General features: G+C 48.1%; 3 protein-coding genes. 1 reads left to right on the plus strand and 2 read right to left on the minus strand.

Annotated elements, in window-relative coordinates:
- Window positions 1–119 precede the first annotated feature (119 nt).
- A complete protein-coding gene (locus DXZ20_RS14910; protein WP_163698966.1) occupies window positions 120–8,963 on the plus strand; it encodes a CHAT domain-containing protein in 8,844 nt (2,947 codons plus the stop codon).
- 10 nt (window positions 8,964–8,973) lie between these two features.
- Here the strand turns inward: DXZ20_RS14910 and DXZ20_RS14915 are convergent, their stop codons facing one another.
- The gene (locus DXZ20_RS14915) at window positions 8,974–9,753 is read right to left on the minus strand and encodes a DUF4114 domain-containing protein (protein WP_163698968.1); all 780 of its coding nucleotides are present in this window, start codon (window positions 9,751–9,753) and stop codon (window positions 8,974–8,976) included.
- Window positions 9,754–10,095: 342 nt separating this feature from the next.
- Window positions 10,096–12,540, minus strand: coding sequence for a cadherin-like domain-containing protein (locus DXZ20_RS14920; protein ID WP_163698970.1), 2,445 nt, complete (start codon window positions 12,538–12,540; stop codon window positions 10,096–10,098).
- Between the last annotated feature and the right edge of the window lie 2 nt (window positions 12,541–12,542).

Below are 12,542 nucleotides of genomic sequence, written 5' to 3' on the forward strand. Positions count from 1 at the left end.
CACGCACTATAAAGGGTAACTTCAGTAAACTCCTTGGTTGGAAAATATTGAGCACAGTGCTCACCTTACAAAAGGTCATGATTGACTTTAGAGGTGCATCTGAAAACCAGAATAGCAACATGTCAAGCTCCCAGAAATCAACCCATATCAAGGATCAGCAACACTCAGAAAAATTGAAACAGTTGTTAATTCTTAGCTTTTGTAGTCTCTTACCAACAAGGCCAGCATTAGCTCAACTGATTCCTGATGCCACTACAAATACCCAGATTCAGCCCAACGTTAATGTGAGAGGCTTGCCATCGGATTTAATCGAGGGGGGCACGATCCGTAGCGATAATCTTTTCCATAGCTTTCAAGAATTTAACATTGCCCCTGGTCAGGCAGTTTACTTTGCCAATCCACTGGATATCAGTAACATTTTCTCACGAATCACTGGACAAAACACCTCTAGTATTGACGGCACGTTAGGGGTTCTGGGCAGTGCCAATCTCTTTTTACTGAATCCTAACGGCATTATCTTTGGACCCAGTGCCAGTCTAGATATTCCTGGCTCCTTTACAGCTAGTACGGCAGAGGCATTTACCTTTGGTGATGATGTCGAATTTAGTGCGACCAATCCTCAAGCGCCGCCTTTGCTGACCTTAAGTGTTACCCCAGGAGTTCAGCTGGGTCAGGGGGATATTACCAATGCCGGTAGTCTGGCAGTACCAAGCGGACAAACGCTCACGTTGCAAGGACGCAACATTACCCACACAGGTGATCTCATGGTTCCTGGTGGCACGGTAGGGCTATTTGGTGAAACAGTAGGGGTACTGGATAGCGCGCTGATTGATGTCTCGGAGAGCAACGGAGGGGGCACCGTTTTAATTGGTGGGCTCTTACAAGGTGCGAATCCAGAACTCAATGCTCAACGCACATTTATTGGTCCTAACACTCGCATTATTGCCAATGCCCTGCAATCTGGTAACGGTGGTACGGTTGCCATCTGGTCCGATCAGGTGACGGGTTTTTATGGCGATATTACGGCTCGTGGCGCTAATAACCCAGTACAGTTCTCTAATGGCGGGTTTGTAGAAGTGTCCAGTGGCGGCCATTTAATCTTTCGTGGCGCTGTCGATACAACCGCACCCTTTGGTCAAACGGGCATTTTGTTGCTAGACCCCACTACGATTACCATTGCCAACGGTACAGCCGATAGTGCAGCAGACGGAACAGATAGCTTTGCAGGGAATGCCTCTGGGTTGGCAGGACAGGTCTTGAGTGCTCCCCTAAGCGCGATTAATGATGTCAGTCCCAGCACGATTTTTGAATCTGAGCTGGAAGGTCTGTCTGGGGATACCGATGTTATTTTGGAAGCAACCGATGGCATTACGGTTGAAGATTTAGCGGATAACCAACTGCGTTTTTCCAATGGAACAGGTCGCATCGCCTTTATTGCCGATGCTAATGGAGATGGCATTGGGGATGTGGTGATGCTGGATTTACAAGATACTTTAGCGACCAATGGTAGAGATTTGACTATCTCTGGAGCCAATTTTTTGCTCGGCAACATCGACACATCCACCTTATCTGAAGAGATAACGGTTGATGTTGATGCCGGAGGCCCAATTCCAGCGACAGGTACATCGGGGTCTGCCCAGTTTAGCTTTACTGTTCCTGACGGAGTCGGCACTGTAGATGATCTGGATGTTCGATTTTCTGCTGCCCACACCTTTGATGCAGATTTAACGGTAACGCTAACAAGTCCTGATGATGACTCACTGATCCTCTTTGATAGAGTGGGGGGTAACGGTGATAATTTTCAAGATACGCTTTTCGATGATGATGCACCCGGTTCCATTAATGATGGAACGGCACCCTTTCTTGGCACCCTTAGGCCCAACGAAGACTTAGATCTGTTTGCCGGAAACGTAGCCGACGGGGTTTGGATTTTAGATATTGTTGATAATGTTGGCGGAGACTCTGGCGAGCTGTTTCAAGCTGGAGATTTTGCCCCTTGGGGGGAAGCGGCTGGCACACAATTGTTGTTTGCTATTTTGACTGAAGGTAACGGTGGTGCGTTAGAGCTTAGATCGACGGGAGATATTTTAGCCAATGATATTACAACTTCTGGAGTGGGTGCCGAGGGCCAAGGCGGCTCAGTGGTGATTGATGCCGGTGGAGCATTGTCATTGACCAATATTAATACATCTGCCAGTGGCGGCGGTGGAGATATTGCGATCGCAAGTCAAGGCAATATCTCCATCAATGATTTCAACACCGTTGCCCAGACATTTGGCGGGATAGGCGATGTAGTTGGTGGAGATAGTGGAAATATTACGATTGCGGGTCAGGGGAACGTTGCCATTGGAAATGGCAATACCTCTATGCAGACATTTGGGGGTACTGACAATGTGTTTGGTGGAGATAGTGGAAATATTGAGATTTCAGCTCAGGGTAGCATCCTTACAGGCGACTTAACCACAGGAGCTACCACGTTTTCTAGTAATGCTGACAATGTTGTTGAGGGCAGGGGAGGAAATATTACTCTGTCAACCGCCCTGGGTAATATTTCTGCGAACCGATTAGACACATACGCCCAGGGCATGTCTGGCAACACCTTAACCGGTGCAGATAGTGGAGATATCATCCTGTCATCTACATCTGGAGATATTCAAGTCTCATCCCTGGGCACCTTTTCCAATGACTTTGCTTCTGGGGATATCATTGATATTGGCGAGCGTGGCGACATTACCATTACAACAACCTCTGGGAATGTTGATATCTCAAATATTGTTTCAAGACTCCTCGCCACTGGAAATAATATAACAGGTGGAGGCGGGGGCGATCTTTCAGTGTCAACTATCTCTGGCGATGTGACCCTTGGCAGTATGACTGCAATATCACAGGTATATGGCGATAACGTTACAGGTGGCTTTGGCGGTAACATTACCATTGCCTCAGATTCCGGTAACCTTGATATTGGCCCCCTATCATCAGATTCCCGGGTCAGGAGTAGTTCCTCTAACAGTGCTGGAGGAACGGGAGGGGACGTTAGGCTCTCAACGGGGACGGGAACTATCTCTAGCGATGATATCATCACCTCCAGTAATGGAGCAGGGGGGCAAGGCGGAGCCGTTGTTATTGAAGGTGAGCTGTTGTCATTAGCCAATATTGATACCTCTGCCAGTGGCGACGGGGGAGATATTGAGATCGCAAGCCAAAGCGGCGTTACAACAGGTGATTTAATTACTGAGGCTCGAACATTAGGTGGATCGGCCAATGTTGTTGGGGGAGATGGGGGAGATATTACGATCGCAAGTCAAGGAAATCTCTTAACAGGTGATTTAACCACCTCTGTAATAACATTTTCTAGTGGTGACAATATCGTCGCAGGATCGGGAGGCAATATTGCCTTGTCCACCACCTCAGGTGATATTTTGACAGGCACATTAACCACGGATACCAATTCCACAGGGGGTAACCTGACAGCGGGAGAGGGGGGAGATATCACCCTGTCCACCACCTCTGGCAACATCCAAATCCCATCCATATTAACCATTTCCCGCGCTATTGCTGATGATGATATCGTCACTGGAAACGGTGGTGATATTGCCATTACAACCACTTCTGGGAATATCGATATCTCAAATGCTAATGCAAGAACAATAGCTGGGGGAGATAATGCAACGGGTGGCAGCGGGGGTGTTTTTTTTGTTTCCACTCTCTCCGGTGATGTAACCCTTGGGAGCATTACGTCAACGTCAAATATATCAGGAGAGACTGTTTCAGGTGGCTCTGGAGGCAACCTGAATGTTTTCACAAACTCCGGCAATATTGATGTAGGTGGCGTATCTTTAAATTCCACAACCAGTAATAGTAGTTCTTCGAGTGCTGTAGTTTCTGGAGGGACAGGGGGAGACATTCTGCTCTCAACCGTGACTGGCAATATCTCTAGCAGGTCTTTGCAAGCCACGACAATCATAAGTGGAAATACGGAGAATTTGATTGCCGGTACTGGAGGGCAGGTTGAAATTGCTAGCGAGGCAGGTACTATCAATCTCCAAACTATTAATACGTCTACATCACAAAGCTCATCAACGGGGACATTAATGGGAGGTCGCGGTGGTGATATTTCAATTACAAATAGAACTGGAGATATCCTTGTCACATCCGGCTTAGAAACCAGTTCAAATACGTCTTCTTCTGCTCAAACAGCCCCAACAATTGTGGGGGGAGATGGGGGAAATATCTCAATTACTAACGATGTTGGCGACATTACAACTCAGGTTCTGCGGACGTTTGCCAGTACATCTTCTTCAACCGGAAGTACCCAGGGAGGCGATGGAGGAAGTATTACGCTATCGTCCAACTCTGGAGATATTACCGTTACTGATTCTATAAGTACGTTCGCATCTCTCAATGCTGCCGACAGTGATGATGCAGTTGGAGGCGATGGAGGCGATCTGTCTATATTCTCCAACAGTGGTGAGATCGATCTGAATGTTCCGATATCCACCTTCTCGTTCTCAGAAGCAGGAGCATCAGGTAATGGGGGAGATATCTCTCTGATTACAGAACAAGGTAATATTTTAGGCACCAATGTGCTAACTGGTGAGGCGCTCTCCCTACGTTCATTTTCCATTTCTGAAAATGCGGCAGGGAGCGGTAGTGGGGGCCAGGTCATCCTGTCGGCTCAGGATTTGATTTCAGGTTTAGATATTTTGACGGTTTCTTCCCAAGGTCAGGCAGGAAACTTGTTAGTGAATGGCACTGGTGATCTGCTGTTAGATAATGTTGATCTCATCACCAGTGCCACAGTCTCCGTGAATATTGGTTCTGGTCCACCGCTGATTATTGAAATTGATGGGATTGGAGAATCGGGAGATGTCGATATTATTGGCAATGGCGATCTAACCTTGGGTAATAGCAGCATTATCAGTAGTGCCCAGGGCATCCGCGATGCAGGGGATGTACGCATTACCAGTCCAGGATTGATCACGATTCAAGACGAGACTCAGATTTCTAGCAATACGGTGAGTTCAGGTGCCGCTGGGGATATTTCGATTAATTCAGATACAGAGATTTTGGTTACAGGGGACAACACATTTTTGTCAGCAGTGACCGATGCCCAGGGCAGTGCGGGGAATATTTTGCTCAATGCACCCCAATTAACTCTGGCAGACAATGCTCGGATTACGGCCACAGCAACCGCCACAGCGACGGGTATTGAGGGCAGCGGCAGTATCACCCTAAATGCCTCTAGCATGGATTTGGCAGGTGAAGTGGGAGTTTTTGCTGAAACAGAAGGGCAGACACCGGCTGGTACATTGACTCTACAGCCGTTTGATACAAACTTTGGACAGGGGGCTGCTGTGTTAGATCCTGAGTTAAGTATTCTTCTAGCACCTGGTGCCAACATTTCTGCCTCGACATCTGGACAGGGACAGGGGGGAAGTTTACAGGTATTTGCGCCAGAAGCGATTACCATTGCCGGTCCCGGAAGATTGGCCGTTGAATCTAGGGGCGTAGGGGATGCTGGAGATATTGAGATTGAAACACAGCAGCTGACGCTGACCGATGATGTAGAGATCTCTGCCTCCACCTTTGGTACATTGCCTCTTCCCAATACGGGGACGTCTGGCTTTAGTAGTCCGGGGGATGCGGGAGATATCAGGGTGAATGTCGATACGGCCAACATTACGAACGGGGCAACCATTCAGACAAATACTGAAGGAATTGGCAATGCGGGCTCGATTGACGTCAATGTCAGCGATACTTTGAGACTGAATGGGGGTGCGATCGCAGCCAACACAACATCCACATCCACCGGTCGCGGCGGTAACATTAATGTAACGGCTAACACCGCTCGCTTGAGTAATGGCAGCATTACCGTTAATAGTCAGGGCGAAGGACAAGGAGGCGATATCTCCGTTGATGCCGATTTGCTCTCTCTGCGAAATCAATCGGACATCAGCGCCACCACCGCCAGTACCGACGGCGGCAACATCAGCATTCAAGCAGAAGATGCCCTGATCCTGGCCGATCGCAGTGAAATTAATGCCACAGCCGGTACAGCGGCTGCCGGGGGAGATGGCGGAAATATCGACATCAACGCCCAATTTATTGTTGCGCTGCGGGAAGGTCAAAACCGGATTACGGCTGAAGCGTTTCAAGGTAACGGCGGTAATATCAACATTGTTACCATTGCCTTGCTAGGTACAGAGGTGCTCGATATTTCCGCCTCTTCCCAGTTTGGCTTAGATGGTGAAGTCTCCATTAATTCCCCCAATCTTGATCCAGCTAGAGGCTTAACCCAGCTGCCCACTAATCTGACCGACGCCAGTAATCAAATTGCCAATGCCTGCGCTATTGATCAACAGGGTCAAGCCCAATTTGTTGTCACTGGCCGTGGCGGTTTACCCACAACACCCGCCAGTCTGGCCACCAGCTTTTATCTACTATCTGACCTAGGCGTTCGTCAGATACCCGTCATTTCACAAACACCCCAGCCCAAAGAAGTGAAGTTTGGGAACCCCCATGAAAATGTTGTCGAGCCCGCCAATAGTGTGAATCATCTGCTGCAACAAGCCGCCCGTGCCTACCACCGAGCGGACTATGTACAGGCTATTAACCAATGGCAACAGGCGGCGACCCAGGTCAGTTCAGACGATGATCCTTCAACCTATGCAGCGATCCTCAGCAATCTTTCCCTGGCCCATGCTCAGCTAGGGGATTGGCAGCGGGCAAATGCCGCCATCGTGGCCAGTCAGCAGCTCCTCACCCCTGATGTGGTTACCCCCCAACTGCTGGCTCAGGTTTTGAATGCCCGTGCCAGCCTTAACCTGGGTCAGGGAAATACACAAATGGCCATCACCGACTGGCAACAGGCCGCCGCTATCTATGACCATATTGGCGATCGTTCAGGATACCAGCAGGCTCAGCTGAATCAGGTTCAAGTACTGCAATCAAGAGGGTTGTACCGTCAGGCTCAAGCTCAGCTACAAGACATTTGGGCATCGTTAGAGAACGAGCCCCCATCATCTGAAAAAGCAATCCTACTATTGACATGGGGCAATAGCCTACGCATCAGTGGCGAACTATCCCAGGCAAAATCCACCCTGGAAACTGCGCTGGCCATCGCCCAACAACTCAATCAGCCAGGGTTAACGAGTCGGATCTTACTTAATCTGGGACATGCTACCCAGGCTGATCAAGCCCTTGCCTATTATCAACAGGCATTTGCGATCGCACCCACTGCACTCAGTCGTTTTCAAGCCAGTATTAGCCAGCTTCGATTGCAGGCCAATCAAGACCCCGCAGCTGCCCAGCATCTTTGGGCCAATCTCAAACCCACAATCCAGCAATCTCAGCTGCCCACTAGCCATGAGGCCATGTATGCCCAATTAAACCTGGTTCACACCGTCTTGAACTCTAGCCTTGAGCCGGTACCGGCTCATCTCTTGTCTCTGCTCGATCAGATTGCTCAACAGTCTCAGATCCTGCAAGATCCGGTTGCGGAAGCTTACACCCTGGGTTATCAGGGAGAGATTTACCGTCAACAACAACAGTGGCAACAAGCCGAAGCTTTGACACAAAAAGCATTCCGTCAGGCCCAAACCCTACAACTCCCAGAAGTGATATATCCTGTTGCTCTGCAGCTAGGTCGGTTGCACAAAACTCAAGGTAAACGTGCCCAAGCCATCGATGCCTATGGGGCCGCCATTGATGCACTAGAAATTTTACGCAAAGACCTGATCGCCACCAGCGATGATGTTCAATTCACGTTTCGAGATGATGTAGAACCGATTTATCGGGAATTTGTCAAACTCTTATTGTCAGACAACACCAGCCATTCTCCCCAAGAAAACGATCTAAGGAAGGCCAGAGAACTGATTGAGGCACTACAGGTCGCTGAAATTAATGACTATTTCCAAGACGCCTGTGTGCAGGGATCGTCTACCTTTGCTGACGAAATTGACCCAGCGGCGGCCGTTATTTATCCAATTCTGTTGGAGGAGCGCCTTGACGTTATTATTAGCGTTGGCGGTAATCTAACGCATTACAGTCAGCCCGTTTCTTCTCACGAAGTAGAAACAACCATTCAACAACTGCTCGGATCGTTGACATCGCCTATTCGAGCGAGACGCACCAGCACTACTCAACAGCTACAGCAAGTCTACGATTGGATAATCCGTCCAGCAGAAGCCGATTTAGAACAACAAAATATTGAAAACCTTGTATTTGTGGCAGATGGCGTTTTACGCACATTACCACTGACAACTCTCCATGATGGAGAACACTATCTGATTGAAAAGTATAATGTTGTTCTTTCTCCAGGCTTAAGTCTATTAGACCCACAGCCTTTGCCACAGCAGGGCCTAAACATGTTGGTGGGTGGACTCAGTGAGGCTCGCTCTGGCTTCCCCGCTCTACCCTTTGTCCCAGAAGAGGTCCAGGACGTCACGGCGCAAATTCCAAATAATCAAGTCTTACTCAATCAGACCCTAACTCAGCCTAATTTGCTGAACAGCCTCAAAACAGCCCCAGCCAATGTGGTGCATTTGGCTACCCATGGAGAATTTGGGGCAACAGCTGAAGACACATTTATCTTGACTTGGGAAGGAAAACTCACCATGGAGGAAATGAGCCATGTGCTACGGGCACGAAATAGTAGTGACCTATCCCCGGTAGAGCTATTGGTCTTTAGTGCTTGTAAAACAGCATCCGGCGATAGTCGAGCTGTCTTAGGGATTGCTGGTACAGCCATTCGTTCTGGGGTACGCAGTACCTTAGCCGGACTATGGGCCATTAATGATCAAGCCGCCGCTGCCTTTATGGGTGAGTTTTACCAGGCGTTGGCACAGCCAGGAGTGACTAAGGCAGAAGCCTTTAGACAGGCACAGTTAACCTTGATGCAAGATCCAGAGTTAGCCTCTCCCTACTTCTGGAGTCCGTTTGTCCTGGTAGGGAACTGGCTATAGGCTGCTGTGTCTAAGGACGATGCAGATACATTAACCCAAATAGACCCATACCCAAGACAGCGGCTGTGCCCATAGGTTCAGGCACAGATTGAGTTGCAGGCTCAGAAACCGTAGGCATTACAGATTGAGTAACAGCGGGCAGCACAGGGGGCGTAACAGGAGGTGTAACCACAGGAGTGGGAATCACATCGGCTGCTGGGCTGTTAAACCCTCTGATCGCAATAACAACATCATTAAAATCACGATCATTGCGACGACCTATGCGATCTTCAAATCCCAAGAGTAAAAATTCACCTGATTTATAGCTAGCGATATGGGCTTCACCATCAGGATTTTTACTAGCATCCATACCAAACAGGTTGCCATCAGCCTGTAAGAAGAAATCGACAACGGTACCGTTAGGCATTGCCCCCAAACTCTTTCCCTGGCCAAGCGATAAGGGGCCATCGGCCTCAGGGATTAAGCTATAGGGGGAGGCAATATCATTCCAAATAGTATTTAAATGATGGCCAGCATCTGTTGAATAGAACAGCTGGCTCCTAATAGCAGCTCCTTCATTAATAAAGAAGACTTCAATGTTATCTACCCCAGTCTCCCAGGTAACATCGTCCAGACTGACAGGGTTAAGGGCGGCATCACTAATGGCACTTCCCTCTTGATTGGTGGCCAGTCGATTAAATAATGACCATTGAGCATAGCTGAGCCCATAGCGATGGCCTAGCTGTTGCTCATAGGCCACTTTAGAAAGACTGGCAGCCTCTGCACCTGGGGTAAATACTGTGGCTGCCATCAGCGCAGCACAACATGATGTGAAGACCTGTGTAAACTTTATACTCATTAATTTTTTCCCGCAGCGACGATAGTGGATTGTGCGATATATCCACTATCGCCAATGGCAACAACAGAAAAAATCCCGGTTTATTCAGGTTTATTCAGGAAAAAAGCAGATTTATTCAGGTGTTGGGAAAGAAAAAGCGAGTATGGAACTATCCACACTCGCTTTAATCGCCCATAGAAAACTCAACTCGATGCCAGGTTGATCTTTTGCAGATAGTTAAAGACAACTAGAACCATGACAACACCAGTATCTATAGCAAAACTAGCTATAGCAAAACTTGTCTTGGTCAATCGGTTAAACAAACTGCGCCTGGGCAACAGATATGTTGGCATCTTGAACAAAACCAATCAAATCTGGTTGGTCATCGAGTCCTACATAGCTGATTTGCGTGCCTGCCCCCAGACCGTTAAAGTCCTCGACAAAGGTAAAGTCGTAGCTCTGGTTGGACACAGAAGACAGATCCTGAAGTTGAATCTGATCTGGACCACGTCCAAAATCAGTGATCACAGCCAGATCAGCATCACCCATACCCTGATAGAAAACATGTTTGTCGTTCCCCAGTACGAAGGTATCTCTACCATTACCGCCCGTTAAAATATCAAATTCACCTTTTCCTGGATTGCGTGAAGGTTGATCAACGCCCGAGAGCCTATCTGGAGCGTTGCCTCCATTGAGAATATCGTCTCCAGATGTTCCGGTCAGGATATCTTTCCCATTGCCCCCGTTTTGGGTCTTGCCAACTCGTACTTTGACCGTTCCAGTGTCCAGAAGTTCACCGTCACTGACTGTGTAATCGAACGTAGCAACACCGCTAAATCTTTTATTAGTCGAAGTGTAAATAATATTGCCGTCATCATTCAGAGTCACTGTGCCAACTGTCTTGCCATTCCTACTGACGGCATTTGCTGTCACTCCAGTGATCAACAGGGCATCACCGTTAGCATCGGTATCATTCGCCAAGAGAGTTGATGCCAGGATAGTCTTAGGATTGTTGAGGCTTTGATTAGCCGTTGCAATATCGTCAACAGCGACGGGAGATTCATTACTAGGACCACTAATGGCAATGTTCAGATTGACAGTGGCCGTATCGATTGCACCGGTCCCATCAGCAATTGTATAGGTAAAGCTATCCTCTACAACCCCATTTCCCAAGGAGCTATCAGGAGTATAGATAAAGCTACCATCACTATTGAGGGTTAAATTACCAAAGTCTAGCTGTATTGGGTTTCCGATCAGCGTATCATTGTCATTGGCAGCAATGATTGTAAGGGACGTGCCCTCAAAGTCAAAATCGGAACCCTGGCCATTATCCGATAGCACATTACCCGCAAACGAGTCAGTACTGGTTAAGGCAAAGACATCATCGACGGCAATGGGGATAAGATTAGTCGCAATTGACTCAATTTGGGTATCGAGATTGGTGCCAGTATTTTCAGTAATCACATCATCAAAAGTTTTGATCCCAACAACAGCAGCCTCCAGGTCATTGGCGACTTGATTTTGGGTAACTTGCTGGGCCTGAAAGATGTTGACTACTGCATCCTGAGGAGAGTTATTGGTTGCCGTAGTTAAGATTGCTCCCGTACTGGCCGCAATCACCTCACTGATGGCAGTACTATTGTTGCTAACAGTGTCTAAATCGAGCGAAGGATCCTGATTTTTAAGGTTGGTGACCGTTGCCTCAAGGATAGTCTTCACCGTATCAACATCACCCAAGTCAACAGCATTTCCGGCTTCTGCCTCAGGTTGGATCACCTCAAGGGCTGTCATGGCAGTCGTGAGCTGCAGCGTCATGGGTGACTTATCTGGTAACGCCCCTGACAGGGTCTCCCCAGTCTGGACAATCAGGGTTTGCAAAGACACCAAATCAGCTAATACCTCAGCTCCCACGGCATCACCATTGGCCGCAGCCGAGAGCGGGTTAAAGTTGGTTAGATCGAGAGAATCGGGCAGGTCAAACGCCGTCTTGATCAGAGCTTGTGATTCTGCCGAAAGCAGTCCCACATTACTAAAACCGTCTCCTAGGGTGAGGTTGCGAAAGTCGAACCCTGAGTCATTAACACTGAGGTTAAAGTCTGCAATTGCATCTGGAGTGCCCCCTACGGTGGGATCATCAACAAAAACATTAATGTTGAATTCAGACTGGACATCAAAATCCAGGTTAGTGCCAGCGGCTAGAAATAATTCAGTACCCTCGATTTCAAAATTAGCGGCATCAGCCCCTGTGAGCCCAAGCGTGTTGGTGCCTAAATCATCATCGGTAACATTAATATCGGCAACCTTAATGCGAGTGGTCGTATCTGTGTCTTCCCGTAAAGCAGCAGTACGATTGGTCAAAGTTACTGCACTGGGAGCTTGATTAATGCTACCAATGACTAAATCATTGTTAGCACTCAGAGATCCTGCCTCTCCTGGAGTAGGTAACGTCAAATCAGGAATATCGGGAGACTCAATGATGCCGATAGATCCTTCACTGAGATCAAAAGCTGTTGTTGAGAAATAGTCTAAGTCAGAGCTGACATCTCCAGACTGAACAGTATAGGTGAATTGTAATGTGTTGGATCCATTTCTGCCGCTGAAGTTAGCAAATCGATCGGTAGTGCCAGTCTCCAATAAAAGTCGTGGGTTTCCATTTACAAATAAGTTAGAGTTGTCAAACTCAACATTAATGGTAATGATATCGCCCACTGTATAGGCTTGATTGGAGTTAGGTGAGCTGACATTGATGATTTGAGCCATCT

The sequence above is a fragment of the Adonisia turfae CCMR0081 genome (assembly GCF_011009555.1).
Taxonomy (GTDB): domain Bacteria; phylum Cyanobacteriota; class Cyanobacteriia; order Phormidesmidales; family Phormidesmidaceae; genus Leptothoe; species Leptothoe turfae.